The organism is Pseudomonas sp. 22515, from assembly GCF_052044625.1.
Lineage (GTDB): Bacteria > Pseudomonadota > Gammaproteobacteria > Pseudomonadales > Pseudomonadaceae > Aquipseudomonas > Aquipseudomonas alloputida.
In genome coordinates this window covers 19,098-38,014 of record NZ_JBQENN010000041.1, presented here as the reverse complement: position 1 = coordinate 38,014, position 18,917 = coordinate 19,098, and the positions used below count along the sequence as shown (strand labels likewise).

The 18,917-nt window shown below is 64.5% G+C and carries 6 protein-coding genes; 5 read left to right on the top strand and 1 reads right to left on the bottom strand.

The genetic code is table 11. From position 1 onward, the window contains the following. The first annotated feature begins 265 nt into the window (after nucleotides 1–265). The 5 genes from dsbD to ACTJJN_RS25590 all read left to right on the top strand — a co-directional run bounded on the left by dsbD (nucleotide 266) and on the right by ACTJJN_RS25590 (nucleotide 5,823). The gene (gene dsbD, locus ACTJJN_RS25610) at nucleotides 266–1,981 is read left to right on the top strand and encodes a protein-disulfide reductase DsbD (RefSeq protein ID WP_440781729.1); all 1,716 of its coding nucleotides are present in this window, start codon (nucleotides 266–268) and stop codon (nucleotides 1,979–1,981) included. Next, nucleotides 1,981–2,817, top strand: a complete 837-nt coding sequence (locus ACTJJN_RS25605) for a TlpA disulfide reductase family protein (RefSeq protein WP_014755855.1) — start codon at nucleotides 1,981–1,983, stop codon at nucleotides 2,815–2,817. Before dsbD ends, ACTJJN_RS25605 begins: the two co-directional genes overlap by 1 nt. Nucleotide 2,818: 1 nt before the next feature. After that, nucleotides 2,819–3,577 carry a thiol:disulfide interchange protein DsbG gene (dsbG, locus tag ACTJJN_RS25600; protein WP_012051702.1) on the top strand — a complete coding sequence of 253 codons (759 nt, stop codon included), beginning with the start codon at nucleotides 2,819–2,821 and terminating at the stop codon, nucleotides 3,575–3,577. Between the two features lie 807 nt (nucleotides 3,578–4,384). Beyond that, the gene (locus ACTJJN_RS25595; protein ID WP_440781728.1) at nucleotides 4,385–5,122 is read left to right on the top strand and encodes a hypothetical protein; all 738 of its coding nucleotides are present in this window, start codon (nucleotides 4,385–4,387) and stop codon (nucleotides 5,120–5,122) included. Beyond that, on the top strand, nucleotides 5,122–5,823 hold the full coding sequence (locus ACTJJN_RS25590; RefSeq protein WP_221101063.1) for an ATP-binding cassette domain-containing protein: 702 nt from the start codon (nucleotides 5,122–5,124) through the stop codon (nucleotides 5,821–5,823). The genes ACTJJN_RS25595 and ACTJJN_RS25590 overlap by 1 nt, the downstream gene beginning before the upstream one ends. A gap of 42 nt (nucleotides 5,824–5,865) precedes the next feature. On the opposite strand, the gene ACTJJN_RS25585 is transcribed toward ACTJJN_RS25590, so the two are convergent. Further along, nucleotides 5,866–18,819 (bottom strand): non-ribosomal peptide synthetase, encoded by a 12,954-nt coding sequence (locus ACTJJN_RS25585; protein WP_440781727.1) that lies wholly within the window; start codon nucleotides 18,817–18,819, stop codon nucleotides 5,866–5,868. Nucleotides 18,820–18,917 lie beyond the last annotated feature (98 nt).

Below are 18,917 nucleotides of genomic sequence, written 5' to 3'. Positions count from 1 at the left end.
AATTGGCCCGAAACAAACGTAGGAGCGGGTTTACCCGCGAAGCGCCGCGCGGGCGGCGCTCGATCTCACAGGCGCTGAAAATCTCCCGGCAAACACCTCAAAATTCCAACGCCGCCCCCTCGAAAATCCAACAACGAAGACCCTGCAAATCCAGAACCAAACTCTTACTACTCCCTGACCACCCCAACCCCAACACCCGCGTTAACCTTCATTTAATCAACCCCAGCCAGCATGGCCCCATTCCCAGATCTGCCAAGGCGAAGACATGCGCGTTCTCCTGCTCTTCCTCACACTCCTACTGGCCGGCCCGTTGCAAGCCAACCCGTTCGATGTGAAACCAGACTTCCTGCCGGTTGACCAAGCCTTCGTGCTCACCCACGACCGCCAGGCCGACGGCCAGATGCGCCTGTACTTCCAGATCAAGCCGGGCTACTACCTGTACCAGAAGCGCCTGAAGTTCGATGGCCTGCCCACCGAGCAACACCCGCAACTGCCACCGGCACTCAACCATCACGACGAGTTCTTCGGCGACAGCGCGGTGTACCGCGACCAGCTTGAACTGCTATTGCCTGCCAACGCCCAGGGTCAGTTGCGCCTAGGCTGGCAGGGCTGCGCCGACGCCGGCCTGTGCTACCCGCCGCAAACCACCTCGATCGACTTGGGTGGCAGCGTAACGCCGGCCGCCGAGCAAGCCAGCGACCAGGCCCTGGCCAGCGGCCTGCAACAAGGCCACCTGGCCTGGAGCCTGCTGGCGTTCTTCGGCCTTGGCCTGCTGCTGGCGTTTACCCCCTGCTCGCTGCCGATGCTGCCGATCCTGGCCGGGCTGGTGCTGGGCAATGGCGCCAGCGCCCGCCGTGGCTGGCTGCTGGCCGGGGTCTATGTGCTGAGCATGGCCCTGGTGTACGCCGGGCTCGGGGTGGTTGCTGCCCTGCTGGGTGCCAGCCTGCAGGCCTGGCTGCAGCAACCCTGGCTGCTGGGCAGCCTGGCGGGGCTGTTCGTGCTGCTGGCACTGCCGATGTTCGGTGCCTTCGAACTGCAACTGCCTGCCGCCCTGCGCGACCGCCTGGACCGCGCCGGGCAAGGTACCCGTGGCGGCAACCTTTATGGCGCGGCATTGCTCGGGGCGTTGTCCGGCCTGTTACTCGGCCCGTGCATGACTGCGCCGTTGGCCGGTGCGCTGCTGTACATCGCGCAGAGCGGCGACGTGCTGCAAGGCGCGCTGGTGCTGTTCAGCCTCGGCCTGGGCATGGGCGTGCCGCTGCTGTTGCTGGTAACCCTGGGCAACCGTTATCTGCCGCGCCCGGGTGCGTGGATGAACCGGGTCAAGGGTGTGTTCGGTTTCGTGTTCCTGGCCATGGCGCTGTACACCGTGCGCAGCCTGCTGCCTGCGACCTTGCTGCTGGCACTGAGCGGCGCCTGGCTGATCGCCCTGGCCTGGGCTGCCTGGCCGGCCCTGCAACGGCTGCCGGCGTTGCGTGCAGTACCGTTGCTCGGCGCGCTGTGGGGCGGCCTGCTGCTGGTAGGCGCGGCAGCCGGTGGCGACGACCTCTGGCAGCCACTACGCCCCTTCGCCGGCGGTGCCGCCGCGCCAGCCCAGAGCCAGCATACCGAGGACAGCTTCGTCGCTGTCAGCCGCCCCGAAGACCTGCAACGTGAACTGGACGCCGCCAAAGCCCGCGGCCAGTGGGTGATGCTCGACTACTATGCCGACTGGTGCGTGTCGTGCAAAGTCATGGAAAAACAGGTGTTCGCACGCAGCGACGTACAGGCTGGCCTGGCCGGCGTACACCTGCTGCGCCTGGACGTGACAGCCGACAGCCCGGCCAGCAAGGCCCTGCTGCAGCGCTACCAGGTACCCGGCCCGCCCAGCATCATCTGGATCGGCCCGGAAGGTGAAGAACGCCGCGCGCGGCGCATCACCGGTGAGGTGGACGCAGCAGCGTTCCAGCAACACTGGGGCCAGACCAGGAGCCAAGGCTGATGCTGACCGTAACACTCGGGCCACTGACCATGGCCCTCAACCATCTGCTGATGCTCACCGCCCTGGTGATCGCCAGCGTGGTCGGCTGGTGGGTCGCCCGACGTGGCGGCGAGAGCCCGGAATCGGCGCTGTTCAACCTGTTCCTGATCGGCCTGCTGTGTGCCCGCGCCGGCTTCGTGCTGGCCTACTGGCCGATGTATGAGGACGACCCGCTGCAAATCATCGACATCCGTGACGGCGGCTTCCTGTTCTGGTCGGGCCTTGCCGGCATCGTGCTCGGAGCCCTGTGGCAGGGCTGGCGCCACCCCGGCCTGCGCCGCCCGCTAGGCTGGGCTCTGTTCAGCGGCGCGCTGTTCTGGGGCCTGGCCAGCCTCGGCGGCCACCTGTACAGCAAAGGCACCGAGCTGCCCGAACTGAGCCTGCGCAACGCCGGCGGCCAGGCCGTGGCATTGCACAGCTACCGCGGCAAGCCGCTGGTCATCAACATCTGGGCCACCTGGTGCCCGCCGTGTCGGCGTGAGATGCCAGTGCTGCAACAGGCACAAAGCGATTACCCGCACGTGACCTTCCTGTTCGTCAACCAGGGCGAGACCCCGGAAAACGTCAGCACCTTCCTCGCCACCACCGGCCTGAGCCTGACCCACGTGCTGTTCGACGGCACCGGCCTGCTGGCCCAGCGTGTCGGCTCCATGGCCTTGCCCACCACTCTGTTCTACGACGCCAACGGGCGGCTGGTCGGCAGCCACCTGGGCGAACTGTCCCGGGCCAGCCTGCGCCACGCCCTGGAACCTTTCGACCGGGCCATTGCGCCCGCCCCTGCCGCACAAGGAAACTGACATGCGATTGACTGCACTGCTGCCCCTGTCCCTGGCCCTGCTGGCCGCCCCTGCCCTGCAAGCCGAAGAACTGCCCAAGGCGGTTCAGCAACTGCAAGCCAAGGGCGCCGTGATCAAGGGCAGCTTCGATGCGCCCAACGGCCTGCGCGGTTATGCCGCCGAGTACCAGAACAACGCCCTGGCCCTGTACCTGACCGCCGACGGCAAGCACGTGCTGGTCGGCAGCCTGTTCGACGAACAGGGCAAGGACCTGAGCGCCGAGCCGCTGCAAAAGCTGGTATACGCGCCGATGAGCAAGGAAATCTGGGCGAAAATGGAAAAGACCGCGTGGATCGCCGATGGCAAGGCCGACGCGCCGCGCAAGGTGTACCTGTTCAGCGACCCGAACTGCCCCTACTGCAACATGTTCTGGGAACAGGCGCGGCCATGGGTGGAGTCGGGCAAGGTGCAGTTACGCCATATCATGGTCGGCATCATCCGCGAAGACAGCCCGGGCAAATCGGCGGCACTGCTGGCAGCGAAAGACCCGGTCAAGGCACTGCAACAGCATGAAAAGGCCGGCAAGGCCAGTACCCTGAAGGCGCTGGAACAGGTGCCAGAGGCTGTGCAACAGAAGCTGGCGGCGAACATGGCGTTGATGGAAGAGATGGGGTTGCAGGCGACCCCGGCCATTTTCTACCAGGATGAGCAAGGCAACCTGCAAAGCCAGCAAGGGGCACCACGGCCGGAGATGCTTGGGAAGATTCTGGGCAAGCGCTAGTGCATGTGGTGGGGCAAAGATCGAGCGCCGCGAAGCAGGTGACGCGGGGCATGGCACCGGCTACGCCGGTGTTCGCGGGTGAACCCGCTCCTACGGGGCTCGCGCTAACGGCTGGATTGTACGCCAGGCACGTGATCGCAAGGCCTGCGCGGTCGGGNGAAAGGGCCGGACCTGCTGGCCAATTTCCACCAGCCGTTCACCGTTGCCGCCGCCACTGTATTCGCGGGTAAACCCGCTCCTACGCTGATCGGGGGTGGAGACACATTGGTGATTGGACGCAGGCCGTTCTTTCGCAAGCAGTAAATCTCCCGGCCCGGCAAATCTACCCCGCGCAGATTTCAATCTGCCACTCAACAAATCTAGCAACAATTATTCGGCACCCCCTGTCGTTAAACATCGTCTGCTTGCTTCCCTTACTCAAATCCCACACACACGCACAACAAAGAACACTCGGGCGCTCACAACAGAGCGTTCGAGCATCAAAAACAGAAACTTCTTACACAATTAGAAGAAAAAATAAGCCCCAAAAAACATTATCAGGTTTAAGTAAGACCCTTCTGAAGAATTTTCCCACAAAAATAGCTTTAAACCGAACACTCCAATATCACGTCCAACCACGCCATCCCCACCGAAAGATTGACTTGAAACAGCCGAACGCCTAAACCTCCATACCCATACATTTCAGACCACGCCAAAAACCAGGAGACACTCATGAAAAATCAATATGGCATTAGCCTCATGGCATTGGCTTCGACACTCACTGCGAAATCAAATAACACGCAACCATGACACCAAAATGGTCTACTCATGAATCCAAACCACTGTATCCGTAGCGCAAAAAAAATCACGACAATCACAAAAATCTTGACCACTGAGCACTTGAGGGAGCCCACATCGCTTCTTTGGTCAGCGCTGGCCCCTTGCATACTCTTCGTCATCACCCAGCCAACGTATGCAGCCTCGACCTATACCGCTTCAGCCGCCTGGTTCTACTCATACATCTCTGCCACCCTCGCGTTCTTTGGATTCAGTTTCTACCTCATCGGCAGGAGGGAAAGTGGCTTCACGCGGTCCTTCATCTACCAACACAGCGCAATCAAGCTATTCCTGACTGCCCACACACTCAGTTATTTTTTATTGAGCTCGCTTTACGCCACACTATTCTACCTCTTGACCAAACCCTTACGAGGTCACTACTCACTTCCTGAATACCTCTATCTGATGGCATGCTTCTACACCAGCTACCTCATGTTCACCTGTATCGGCCTGGGGATCGCTGCGCTGCCGATAAAATTCAGCACAGCCAGCACACTTTTCTCACTCATGTCATTTTTCATGCTGGTCTCCGGATACACCGGTGCCACGCTGGGGCACGATGCTTCGCATACGCTAACGCTGATCAACCCGCTCTTTCTAAGCGCGCAGATCTTCCATGGCGAAATGCCCCTTCTCAACAGTTTCCTGATTGCACTTTCGGCCTCTGCAGCCTCGACATACCTAACCGGAAGGTATTTCAGAATCCAACCCATATGGAGCCGATACTGATGGACATTTTAACTATAAATAACCTTCACTTCGGATACAGCGGAAACCCGCTGCTGAACGACATTGAACTCACTATAAAAGCGGGGGAACTGGTTGGCATTCTGGGCAACAACGGGGCCGGAAAGACAACCCTTTTCGACCTCATCTGTAAAACAAAGAAACCGGCGAAAGGCACCATTTCCAATGTATCCAGGCGTCAGGCCTATTTGACCCAAATCCTTACACCGCCCCCCTTACTGCGCATGGACGAAGCGGGCAAGCTAATCACCAGCCTGACCCCCAACGTTTCCCCAGATCACACAGAGATTCTCTCGAAACTAGCCAAATGGTCCCCGTCACTGTCCAAGCGATATGCAGAAATTGCAAAGAAAAAAGCCGCCAATTGCAGCTACGGTGAAATTCGCAGCTACTTCACGCTGACCTTGTTGCTTTTAAACAGTGACTTGATCATTCTTGACGAGCCAACGGCTGGCGTGGACCCTGAATTTCGACATTATATATGGCTCGGTATAAAAAGCGCGTGCGCGGAAGGCGCGAGCGTGCTGATAGCTTCTCATTACACAGAGGAAATCACGAAAAACTGCCAGCGCTTTTATATGCTCGCAAACAAGCGACTGGAAGCGTTTGACAGTGGTGGACAGTTCATGGAACGCCACCATGCCAAATCGCTGGATGAAGCCTTTATCAATGCTTCGGTCTAGGTACCGTGGCCATTGAGAGGGGGCGCCAAGCGCCCCTGCCCATCACAGCCCCTCCAGTTCAGCCATCAGGTCACTGAGCCGGTCGACCTTGTCATCATCCAGCGCACTGCCCTGCAGCCCCTGTACATACTCGGCCAACGCCTCCACCGTGCTGCACTCGAACATCGCCCGCAGCGGCACGTTCAGCTGTAGCTGCTTCTGCACCCGCGAAGCGATCTGCGTGGCCAGCAGCGAATGCCCGCCCAGCTCGAAGAAGTTGTCGTGCACCCCCACCCGCTCGGCTTTGAGCACATCGGCCCAGATGCCCGCCAACACGTCCTCCAGGTCGTTACGTGGCGCCTGATAGGCCTGGCTATGCTGCACGCCGATGTCGATGGCTGGCAGGGCCTTGCGGTCGAGCTTGCCGTTGGTGTTGTGCGGCAAGCTGTCGAACCAGCCCCAGTGCAAGGGCACCATGTACTCCGGCAACTCGGCACGCAGTCGTTGCTTGACCTGCTCCAGCAACGCGGCATCGGCACTGACGCCCTGGTGCGCCACCAGGTAGCCAACCAGATGCTTGCCGTTCACGCCCTCCTGCACCGCCACGGCGGCATCGCGAATTTCCGCCTGCTCATGCAGCCGGGCCTCGATTTCGCCCAGTTCGATGCGATAGCCGCGAATCTTCACCTGGTGGTCGATGCGCCCGACGTACTCCAGCACACCGTCCAGGCGCTGCCGTGCGAGGTCACCGGTACGGTACAGGCGCTCTCCCGGTGCCCCGTAAGGGTGAGGAATGAACGCCAGTGCCGTGCGCACCGGGTCACCGACGTAGCCACGGCCTACACCCGCACCCGCCACGCACAACTCGCCCACCGCCCCCAGCGGCACCAGCTTCTGGTCCTCGCCGAACAGGTATAGGCGGTTGTTGTCGGTTGGCGTACCGATGGGCAGGTAGCTGCCTTGGGTCGAGGCGGCATCGACGCGGAAGAACGCCACGTCATCCGAGCACTCCGCCGGGCCATAGGCATTGACCAGGCCGATCTGCGGGTAGCGCTGCAGCCACTGCGCCGCCAGCTCCGGTGGCATGGCCTCGCCGGTCGGCAGCATCCAGCGCAGGCCGTCGAGGGCCTGGTGGTCGCTGGCCAGCATGCCCTGGATCAGCGACGGCACGCTCTCCAGCACGGTGATGCCGGTGGCCTGCACGTGCGCCAGCAGGCCCTGCGGGTCATGGGCGATGGCATTCGGCACGATCTCTACCTTGGCGCCGAACAGCGGCGCAGCCAGGAACTGCCAGACCGAGATGTCGAAGCTTTGCGAAGCGGTCTGGGCAATCACGTCCTGCTCGCTCAGCGCCAGGTAAGGCACCTTGCTCAGTTGGTTGTTGAGCATGCCGCGCTGCTCGACCATCACCCCTTTCGGCAGGCCGGTCGAGCCTGAGGTGTAGATCACGTAGGCGAGGTTGTCCGGGCCACTGTGGATACCCGGGTTGTGGCTTGCGATCGGGTTGGCCTGGATGTCTTCCCAGACCAGCAGTCGCGGCCGCAGCGCAGTTTCCAACTCACCGAGCAACTGCCGCCCCTGCTCGGCGCAGGCCGCGCTGCACACCAACACTGGCGTGCGGCTGAGCTGGATGATGCTTTGCAGGCGCGCCGCCGGCAGGCCCGGGTCCAGCGGCAGGTAGCCGGCGCCGGCCTTGAAGCTGCCGACAATCATGCCCAGCAGCGGCAACCCACGCTCGGCAAGCAGTGCCACTGGCTGGTCCACGCAGACGCCGGCAGCCACCAGCGCATGGCCCAGGCGGTTGGCCGCCAGGTTCAGCCCAGCGTAATCATAGGATGCCTCCAGGCAGCGGGCCACGGTACGCTGTGGATGCGCCACGACCTGCGCTTCGAACTGCGCGATGTAGCTTTGTTCCAGCGGATAAACCCGCTCGGTCCGGTTGCAGTCCTCCAGCAGGAAGCCTTGCTCCTGGGCGCTCAGCAGCGGTAGCTCGCTCACCTCCCCTTCAAAACCTTGTACCAGCGCCAGCAGCAGGCGCTTGAACTCGGCCAGCAGGCGCTCGACGGTCGGGTAGTCGAAGTAGCGCTGGTCGAAAGACAGGTGCAGGCCCAGGTCATCACCCGGGTAACACACCGCCGTCAGCGGGAAGTTGGTGTGGGTACGGCCCGAGTCGGAGCTGGCGTTCAGGTGCTGGGCGTGATCGAGCACGGCGGTTTCAACCGGCGCATTCTCGAACACGAACAGGCTGTCGAACAGCGGCTGGCCCTTGGGCAGCTCGCTGCACGCCTGGATCGCCACCAGCGGCAAGTATTCGTACTCGCGCAGTTCCATGTTGCTTTGCAGCAGGCCCTGCAGCCACTGGCGTACGCTGCAACGCTCACCCGCCGCGGGCAACTGCACGCGCAGGGCCACGCTGTTGATGAACAGGCCGACGGTGCGCTGCATCTGCGGCATGCTCACCGGGCGCCCGGCCACGGTTACGCCAAAGGCCACGTCGCGGTCGCCGCTGTAGCGCGACAGCACCAGGGCCCAGGCCGCCTGGGCGAAAGTGTTGACGGTGAGCTGATGGGCCTGGGCCAGTTCGCGCAGACGCACGCCATCATTCACCTCAAGGCGGGTATAACAATCGCCGACGACCATGCCGCTACCGGCGTGGTCATGGCGCAGCGGACGGTCGCTCGGGATGGCTGTGGCACGTTCGAAGCCGGCCAGGTTGGCCTGCCACCAGGCGCGTGCGTCGTCCAGACCCTGGCGTTGCAGCCAACCGATGTAATCGCGGTAACGCGGTGGCACCGGCAGTTGGGCCTGACGGCCTTCGCCAAGGGCCTGGTAGACCTCGAAGAAATCGTTCATCAACAGCGAGCGGCACCAGGCATCGATAAGGATGTGGTGGTTGCTCATCATGAACCAGTAGCGTTCATCGGCCACGCGCACCAGGCGCAGGTGGAACGGTGCCTCGCTGAGCAAGGCAAAGCCGGCCTCGCGCTCCTGCTTGTGCAGGGCCTGCAGGCGCTGCTCCTGGGCATCGTCGGCCAGGCCGCGCCAGTCCTGGTAGTCCATCGCCAGGTTGCCCGGCTTGTGGATGATCTGCAGCATCGCCTCGCCGCTGTTCCAGCTGAACGAGGCGCGCAACGCTTCGTGGCGCGCCACCACGGCCTGCCAGGCCTGGGCGAAACGCTCGGGGTCGAGGGCGCTGTTGATGCGGTAGCGGTCCTGCATGTAGTACAGGCCAGTGCCCGGCTCCAGCAGGGTGTGCAGCAGCATGCCTTCCTGCATCGGCGTCAGCGGGTAAACGTCCTCGATCTGCGCGGCCGGGACCGGCAATGCGTCGATCTGCTCCTGAGTCAGGTGCGCCAGCGGGAAGTCCGATGGGGTGAAGCTGCCATTGCCATCGGCCAGGCAATGCGCGACCAGCGCCAGCAGCTCCTGACGATAGCCCTCAGCCAGACCCGCGATGGTCTGCTGGTCGTAGCGCTCGGCGCTGAAGGTCCAGCGCAGTTGCAGAGCACCGCCATACACCTGGCCATCGACGCTCAACCAGTTGGGCAACGGCGCATCGAGGTCATGTGCCAACCCGGCCGGGGCTTCCAGGGGCTGGAACAAGGCCGCACTGTCGAACTGCTGGTCGAACTGGCCCAGGTAGTTGAAGGTGATGCGCGCCTGCGGCAAGGCCGCCATCTGCTCGCGCCCGGCGGCATCCGCCAGGTAGCGCAGTACGCCGTAGCCCAGGCCCTTGTGCGGTACATGGCGCAGTTGTTCCTTGATGCGCTTGATCGAACCGGCCCGCGCCGCGTCGTCTTCACCTGGCAGCGGACGCAGGCTCAGTGGGTAGGCATTGGTGAACCAGCCGACGCTGCGGGTCAGGTCCATATCTTCGAACAACCCGTCACGGCCATGGCCTTCGAGCTGCACCAGCACTTCTTCATCGCCGCTCCAGCGGCACAAGGCCCGCGCCAGTGCAGTCAACAGCAGGTCGTTGACCTGGGTGTGGTAAGCCGCCGGGGCCAGTTGCAACAGCTGCCGGGTTTGCTCCACGTCCAGGCCGATGGCCAGGGTTTGAGCGTGGCGATGCAAATTGCCGCCCTGCGGATGGTCGCACGGCAATTCGCGACGCACACCGCCCAGCTGGCCTTGCCACCAGGCCAGTTCGTCACGCAGCGAATCGCTGCCGGCGTAGCTGGCCAGGCGCGCGGCCCAGTCGCCGACGGCGTGGGTCTTGGCCGGCAGAGGCTGGCCACGGTACAGCGCCTGCAGGTCTTCCAGCAGCACCCGCCAGGACACACCATCGACCACCAGGTGATGGATCGCCAGCAACAACCGCTGGGTGCCCTGCCCGTCACGCACCAGCAAGGCGCGCAGCAGCGGCCCCTGTTGCAGGTCCAGGCTGCGCTGCACGTCAGTGTAGAGTGCCTGACAATCATTGAAATCGGCGACAGTGGCGCTCCACAGCAGTTGCTCGGCGCCAGGCTGCGCGTACTGCGCCTGCCAGCGGCCCTGGGCGTCGCTGAAGCGCAGGCGCAGGCTGTCATGGTGCTGCACCAGCGCAGCCAATGCCTGTTCAAGGGTGGCCTCAACCAAGGGTTGGCGCACCTCCAGCAGCACGGCCTGGTTCCAGTGTTGCGGCTGTGGCACGTCACTGTCGAAGAACCAGTGCTGGATCGGCGTCAGCCCGGCCTGGCCCTGGCGCAGGCCCTGCTCGACGGTGCTCGCGGCTTCGCTGAGCTGAACCACAGTTGCCAGAGTCTGGATGGTCTGATGCTGGAACAGGTCGCGTGGGGTGAATTGCAAGCCGGCCTGCCGGGCGCGGCTGACCACCTGAATCGACAGGATCGAGTCGCCCCCCAGCTCGAAGAAGTTGTCCTGCACGCCGACCCGGGCAACGTTGAGCACCTCGCGCCAGATCTGCGCCAACTGTGCTTCCACCTCATTGCCAGGGGCCTGGTATTGCTGCCTCGTCTGCTCAAGGTCCGGCAGCGGCAGCGCACGGCGGTCGAGCTTGCCGTTGCCCATCAGCGGCAGGCTATCGATCAGCACCAGGTGCGCAGGCACCATGTAGTCGGGCAGGTGCTGGCGGGCATCGGCTTTCACCGCTTCGCGCAGCAGTTGTTGCACGTCGTTACCGGCGGTGGCCTGCCTGCACACCAGATAGCCCACCAGTTGCTTGCCGCCCGGCAAGTCCAGCGCCAGCACGACGGCCTCGTCGACAGCCTCGTGCGCTTGCAGGCGGCTCTCGATTTCGCCCAGTTCGATGCGGAAGCCGCGGATCTTCACCTGCTGGTCGGCACGGCCGACATACTCCACCAGGCCATCGATACCCAGGCGTACCAGGTCGCCGGTACGGTACAGGCGCCCGCCTTCGGCACTGAACGGGTCGGCGACAAAGCGCTCGGCAGTGAGGCCTGGCCGGTCGTGGTAACCCTGGGCCAGGCCGGCACCGCCGACGTACAGTTCGCCAATACCGCCTTGCGGCAACAAGGCCAGATCCTCGTCGAGGATGTAGGCCGTACGGCTACCGATGACGCGGCCGATCGGTACGCTGCCAAGGTCTGCTGGCAAGGCCTCTGGGGCCAGGCACGCCAGCGGCATGACCACGGTTTCGGTCGGGCCGTAGGCATTGAAGCACTGCTGCGGCGCAAAGGCCTGGCGGATACGCTGCAGGTGCTCGCCGGTCAGCGCCTCGCCCCCGGTAATCACCAGGCGTACCGGCAATTGTTCGCCCCGCCCGCCCAGGTACTGCGCCAGCTGGCTGCCGTAGCTGGGAGTAAAGCCCAGAATGCTCACCTGCTGCTCGCGCACCAACTGGCAGATGTCCTCGGCGCCCCACTGCCCCTGGGCGCGCAATACCACGCGCGCACCACACAACAGCGGCACCCACAGGCGCTCGCTGGCAGCGTCGAAGTTGATGGAATAGAAGTGCAGCTCGCAGTCATCGCTGCGCATGCCGAATGCAGCGATCACCGCCTGGCAGTGCATGGCGAACTCGCCATGGCTGACTACCACGCCCTTGGGTTTGCCGGTAGAGCCTGAGGTGTAGATCAGGTAAGCCTGGTGCTGCGGCAGGCTGAGGTTGTCCAGCGGCGCATCGCTGTAGGCCGCCAGGCTGGCGGCATCGTCTTCCAGGCTCCAGCTGGCCACGCCTTCAGGCAACTCGCCCAGGGTGTGCAGTAGCGCACGCTGGCTGAGCAGCAAGCCGATGCGGCTGTCTTCGATCATGTAGCGCAGGCGGTCGAGCGGGTACTCGGGGTCGAGCGGTACATAGGCGCCGCCGGCCTTGAGGATGGCCAGCAGGCCGACGACCATTTCCAGCGAGCGCTCCAGCGCCAGGCCCACCCGCACCTGCGGGCCGACACCTCGTTCGCGCAGGGCACGCGCCAGGCGGTTGGCCTGCTGGTCGAGCTCGGCGTAGGTCAAGTGCTGGCCGGCGAAGGTCAACGCGCCCGCCTGTGGCGTGCGCGCGGCCTGGGCGGCGAACAGACCGTGGAGGGTCTGGCCAAGGTCGAAATCGTGTTCGCCCTGCAATTGGCCCGTAAGCACTTGTTGCTCGGCACTGCTCAGCATCGGCAGTTCGCACAGGCGGTGGTGCGGGTTGTCGAGCAAACCGACCAGCAGTTGTTGCCAGTGCTCGGCCATGCGCGCGATGCGCGGCGCGTCGAACAGGTCACGGCTGTAGGTCAGGCAGCAGCCCAGCCGGCCGTCCAGGTCGGTCACCTCCAGGTACAGGTCGAACTTGGTGGCGCTGGCATCGTTGACCAGGTAGTCCACCTGCATGCCGGCCAGCGTGCGGCTTTGCTGGAAGGCCCAGCGCTGCACGTTGCACATCACCTGGAACAACGGGTTGTAGGCACTGCTGCGCGGTGGCTGCAGGGCCTCTACCAGTTGGTCGAACGGCAGGTCCTGGTGCGACTGGCCTTCGATGGCAACCTGACGCAGCTGCTCCAGCAGTTCACTGGCGGTCATCTGCCCGTCCAGCTCGCAACGCAGCACCTGGGTGTTGAGGAAGGCACCGATCAGGCCTTCGCTCTCCGGGCGGATGCGGTTGGCCACCGGCGCGCCGATACGCAGGTCGCGCTGGCCACTGTAACGGTGCAGCAAGGCGGCCAGGGTGGCGGTCATGGTCATGAACAGGGTTAGGCCGCGCTGGCTATTGAAAGCATGCACGCGGTCCACCAGTGCCGGATCAAGTTCGAAGCGGTACAGCGCGCCACGGTGGCTCTGGACTGCCGGACGCGGGCGGTCGGCAGGCAACGCCAGCACCGGGTGCTCGTCGCCCAGGCGGTGCTTCCAGTAGGCCAGTTGACGAGCGCCCTCGCCGCTTTCCAGCCATTGCCGTTGCCACACGCTGTAGTCCAGGTACTGCACCGGCAGCGGCGCCAGTGGCGATTCGCGGTCATCGACAAAGGCTTCGTACAGCTCGCCCAGCTCGCGGGCGAAGATGTCCATGGCCCAGCCTTCGGTGACGATGTGGTGCAGCGTCAGCACGAAGAAGTGCTCGCGCTCGTTTGCCTTGACCAGGCAGGCGCGCAGCAGCGGACCCCGCTCCAGGTCGAAGGGCTGGTGCGCCTGGTCGTCGGCCAGTTGTTGCAAACGTTGCTGGCAGGCATCGTCTGACAAAGCGCTGAAGTCTTGCCAGTCCAGATGCAGGCCGCTGTCTTCGGCCACGCACTGGTACGGCACGCCGTCGATGCTGGGGAACGTGGTGCGCAAGGTTTCGTGGCGCACGACCAGCGCCTGCAGCGCACGCTCGAAGGCGTCCACATGCAGGGTGCCGCGCAGGCGTGCCATGCCGCCGACGTTGTACGCCGGGCTGTCCGGCTCCATCTGCCAGAGGAACCACATTCGCTGCTGCGAGTACGACAGCGGCACCGCCTGACGGCGGTCGACACGGGCGATTGCACCTTGCAGATTGCGCTCGCCGGCCGCGCGCAGGCGGGCGATCTCGGCACAGAAGGCGCCCAGCTCGCTGGCTTCGAACAGGGCCTTGAGCGGCAGCTCGACATCGCAGGCCTGGCGGGTGCGCGAAACGATCTGAGTCGCCAGCAACGAGTGGCCACCGAGGGCGAAGAAGTCGTCCTGCAGGCCAATGCGTGGCAGATTCAACACGTCGCGCCAGATGGCTGCGACTTGTTGTTGCAGCTCGGTTCGTGGCTCGACATGCTCACGCTGCTGCCACACTGGGGCAGGCAGTGCCTTGCGGTCGACCTTGCCGCTGGGGCCCAGTGGCATCTGTGCCAAGGGGATGAGTTGCGCCGGCACCATGTAGGCTGGCAATTGCTCAGCCAGCACGGCCAGCACCTCGGCAGGCTGGGCGCTGCCACTGTAATAGCCGACCAGTTGCGCGCCAACGGCGTCCTTGTGTATCAGCACCAGCGCCTGTTCCACACCCCCCTGTGCCAGCAGGCAGGCCTGTACTTCCTCGGGCTCGACGCGGAAACCACGCACCTTGACCTGCTGGTCGAGGCGGCCAAGGTATTCCAGTGCCTCCAGCTGAACCTGCCAGCGGGCGCGATCGCCACTGCGGTACAGACGCTGACCATTGCCGTCGGCCTGCGGTACGAAGCGCTCGGCAGTGAGGCCGGGGCGGCCCAGGTAACCACGGGCCAGGCCCGCGCCACCGAGGTACAGCTCGCCCGGCACACCGGGGGCGCTCAGTTCCAGCTCATCGTCCAGCACGCGGCACAGCACATTGCCCAGCGGGCGGCCGATGGGCGAGCGCTCGCCGTCCGCCACCTGGCAGTGCCAGTGGGTGACGTTGATGGCGGTTTCGGTCGGGCCGTACCGGTTGTGCAGCTGCACCTGCGGCAGCACCTGCAGCACGCGGTCACGCAGCGCGGCGGACAACGCTTCACCACCCGAGAACACCCGGCGCAAGCTACTGCAGGCACCTGCCTGCGGCTCCTGGACGAACACCTGCAACAGCGGCGGTACAAAGTGCAGCGTAGTCACCCCATAAGCCTGCACCAGGGCAGCGATACGCTGTGGGTCGCGGTGTTCACCGGGGCCGGCGAGCACCAGCTTGCAGCCGGTGACCAACGGCCAGAAGCATTCCCACACCGAGACGTCGAAACTGATCGGCGCCTTCTGCATCAGCACGTCGCTGTCATTCAGCGCATAGGTCGTCTGCATCCACTGCAGGCGCTCGGCCAGCGCCGCATGGGTATTGCCTACGCCCTTGGGCTGCCCGGTGGAGCCGGAGGTATAGATAACGTAGGCCAGGTTGTCGCCGTGCAGGTGCAGGCCGGGGGCATGGCTGGGCCAGCTGTCCAGGTGCAACTGGTCGAGGGCAATGGCGCTGACACCGTCGACCTGCGGCAGCTTGCCCAGCAGGCTGCTGTGGCTCAGTAGCAAACGGGCGTCGCAGTCGGCCAGCATGTAGGCCAGGCGTTCGGCAGGGTAATCGACATCCAGCGGCACGTAGGCACCGCCAGCCTTGAGAATGGCTAGCAGGCCGACCAGCAATTGCGGTGAGCGCTCGATGGCAATGGCCACACAGGTATCGGGGCCGACGCCTTTGTCGCGCAAGTAGTGGGCCAGGCGGTTGGCTTGCTGGTGCAGCCCGGCGTAATCCAGGCTGCCCCCGTCCCAAACCAGGGCGGTGCGTTGCGGCGTTAGGCGTGCCTGCTCATTGAGTTGTTCGACCAACAGGTGCCGCGCTGCGGCGGCCGGTGCCTGGCCCCAACCCAGCAGCTGCGCACGGCCGGGCTCATCCAGCAGTTGCACGTCGCCCAGCGCCTGCTGCGGCGCGGCACACACCTGTTCCAGCAACGCCAGCAGGTGATGGGCCAGACGTTCGACGGTGCTGGCTTCGAACAGCTCCGCGGCATAGTCGAAGGCCAGGCTCAGGCGGCCCAGATGGTCCTCCTCACTGTGCAACTGCAAGTCGAACTTGGCTTCGCGGCTGTGCCACGCCAGCTCTTCGGCCAACAGCCCTGGCAGGCGCCGCAGGGCTGACAGGTCGCGTTGCTGGTGGTTGAACATGACCTGGAACAGGCCCTGCTCGCGCGCATCGGGCAGGGCTTCGACAAGCTGTTCGAAGGGCAGGTCCTGATTAGCCTGGGCTTGCAAGGTGGCCTGACGTACCTGGGTCAGCAACTGGGTAAACGAGTGACGGCCATCGAATCGCGCGCGCAGCACCTGCGTATTGATGAAGAAACCGACCATGCCTTGGGTTTCCAGGCGCGGGCGGTTGGCGTTGGGCACGCCGACGCGGATATCGGCCTGGCCACTGTAGCGCTGCAGCAGCGCCTGCCAACCGGCCAGCAGGACCATGAACAGGCTGGCCTGCTGCTGGTGGGCAAGGCCCTTGAGCGCTTCGCCAAGCCTGGCTGGCACCTTGAGGCTGAAGCGCGCGGCGCTGTGTTCGCGCTGGCTGGCGCGCGGGTGGTCAGTGCACAGGTCGAGCGCCGGCAGCTCACCACCAAGGTGTGCCTTCCAGTACTGCAACTGGCGCTCGGCTTCACCGTCAGCCAGCCATTGCCGCTGCCAGCTGCCGTAGTCGGCGTAACCCAGCGGCAGCGGCGCCAGGTTGGCCTCCAGGCCTTGGCAGCGAGCGGCATACAGCTTGGCGAATTCTTCGAGCAGGATGTTCAGCGACCAGCCGTCGGCAACGATGTGGTGCAGGGTCACCCACAGCTGATGCTCTTCGTCGCCCAGGCGCACCAGGGTTACCCGCAACAGCGGCCCCTGGGTGAGGTCGAACGGCTGGCGGGCCTCGGTTTCACGCTGCGCGGCAACCTGATCGGGCGAGTGCCCTTCAAGGTCCAGACGGTGCAGGCTGAGCGGCTGCTGCGGCAGGATACGCTGCAGCGCCTGGCCATTCTCTTCGCTGAACACGGTACGCAGCGATTCATGGCGCGCCACCAGTGCCTCGAAGGCCACGTGCAGAGCGTTGACATCCAGCTCGCCACGCAGGTGCAAGCCGGCAGGAATGTTGTAGGCCGCTGATTGCGGTTCCAGCTGCCACAGCAGCCACAAGCGGCTTTGCGCCAGCGACTGAGGCAACGCCTGGGCGCGCGCCAGCGTGGTGATGGCCGTTGTGGCTGCAGCGCCATCGGCGATGATCTGTGCCACAGCCTTGCTGTAGTCGGCCAGTACCGGCGCCTCGAACAGGGTACGCAGGCTCATGTCGATACCCAACTCATCGGCCAGGCGCGCTGTGGCCTGAGTGGCGGCGATGGAGTTACCGCCCAGCAGCAGGAAGTGGTCGTGCGCGGCCACCGCCTCTACCTTGAGGATGTCGCGCCACACAGCGGCGATGCGTGCTTGTAGCTCATCGCCAGCGGTTGCACGGGTACCGGCTTCGCTCACCTCAGGGAAACGGGCATAGCAGTCCAGGCTGCCATCGTCCATGCGCAGGCGGCAGGCAGAGCGCTGCAACTTGCCGCTGGAGGTCTTCGGCAGCGCGCCGGGGTTCAGCAGCAGGACCACGGCCGGGGCCTGTCGGCAGGCGTCGGCGATGACCTGGCGCAGGGTCTTGATCAGGTCTTGGGGCTTGAGTGCCTTTTGCACGTTGCGGCTGATCTCCACCGCGACACCGATGCCCTCCTCGCCTTGGTGCTCGACGGCGAACACCGCCACACGGCCTTTGCGCAGCACCTGAACTTCGCGCTCGAGGGTTTTTTCCAGGTCCTGTGGGTACAGGTTCTGTCCGCGCACGATCAGCATGTCTTTCAGGCGCCCGGTAACGAACACCTCGCCCTCACGCATGAAACCCAGGTCGCCGGTACGCAGCCAGGTCTGGCCGTCCATTTCGACGAATGTTCGAGCGCTGGCTTCGGGGTTGCGCCAGTAACCCAATGCGATGCTCGGGCCGCCGGCCCAGATCTCGCCAACCTGGTTGTCATCCAGCACTTGCAGGCGTTGTGGTTCGACGATGCGTACCGCATGCCCGGGCTGCGGGTAGCCACAGCTCATCAGCACGCTGCCTTTGCCTGGCTCGGCACGGTTGCCAGCGAAGGCTTCGGCGTCCAGCTCCAGTGCAGCGATGCCCTGACCACGGCGGCTGCCGCTGACGAACAGGGTGGCTTCGGCCAGGCCATAACTGGCAAAGAAGCTCTGTGGGTCGAAGCCGCAGGCCTGGAACTTGTCGGCAAAGGTGGCCAGGCTGTCCTGGCGGATCGGCTCGGAGCCGGAATAGGCGACGCGCCAGCGGCTCAGGTCGAGCCCCGCCAGCGAAGCCTCGCTGACCCGCTCGCTGCACAGGCGATAAGCGAAGTCGGGGCCACCGCTGATGGTGCCACCGTATTCGCTGATGGCCTGCAACCAGCGCAATGGCCGGGCCAGGAAGTACCCCGGCGACATCAGCACGCAAGGCACGCCACTGAAGATTGGCTGCAGCAGGCCGCCGATCAGGCCCATGTCATGGTACAGCGGTAGCCAGCTGACGATCACATCGTCGGGGTTGAGGTCGATGCCAAAGCCTTGGCGGATCAGTTGCTCGTTGGCCACCAGGTTGCCATGGCTGACCTGCACCCCCTTGGGCAGCGCGGTGGAACCGGAGGTGTACTGCAGGAAGGCGATGTCATCGCGTTGGAGCTCGGGCGCGTGCCAGCTCGAGGCCAGCAACGGGTCCAGGCCATCCACGGCAAGCAGCTCGGGCGCGTTATCTGCCGCCATTGCCTCCAGGCCGTTCAGGTTGTCGTGCAGTGCCGCCACGGTCAGCAGCAGGCGCGGCTCGGCATCGGCGATGATCGACAGCAAACGCGCCTGGTGATGCTGCCGCGCGGACTCCGGCGGGTAAGCCGGCACCGCGATCACGCCCGCATACAGGCAGCCAAAAAACGCCGCCACGTAATCTGGCCCGCTAGGGAACAGCAACACGGCACGGTCACCGAAGCTGGCGCGCGCCTGCAAGGCAGCGGCGATGGTGCGTGCACGCTGGTCGAGGTCCCGGTAGCTGAGCACGGCCTGCTCGCCGGGGGTGTCGGCGAGAAAGCGCAGGGCAATCCTGTCCGGGGTCTGCGCGGCGCGTTGCGCCAGGGCCTGGACCAGCGAGAGCGGGAGTTCGAAGGCGTCCGTCATGGGGTGTTCCTGCCAGTGTCTGTTAGGGCGTGCCGGCTACGCCGCGAACATGGGCGGGCAGCGAGCGGCGACCGGGGATGTACACAGGGGAACGGATG

Coding starts and splice junctions, on each gene's coding strand:
- ACTJJN_RS25585 (WP_440781727.1), bottom strand. CDS start 18,819: ATGACGGACGCCTTCGAACTCCCGCTCTCGCTGGTCCAGGCCCTGGCG.
- dsbG (WP_012051702.1), top strand. CDS start 2,819: ATGCGATTGACTGCACTGCTGCCCCTGTCCCTGGCCCTGCTGGCCGCC.
- dsbD (WP_440781729.1), top strand. CDS start 266: ATGCGCGTTCTCCTGCTCTTCCTCACACTCCTACTGGCCGGCCCGTTG.
- ACTJJN_RS25595 (WP_440781728.1), top strand. CDS start 4,385: ATGAATCCAAACCACTGTATCCGTAGCGCAAAAAAAATCACGACAATC.
- ACTJJN_RS25605 (WP_014755855.1), top strand. CDS start 1,981: ATGCTGACCGTAACACTCGGGCCACTGACCATGGCCCTCAACCATCTG.
- ACTJJN_RS25590 (WP_221101063.1), top strand. CDS start 5,122: ATGGACATTTTAACTATAAATAACCTTCACTTCGGATACAGCGGAAAC.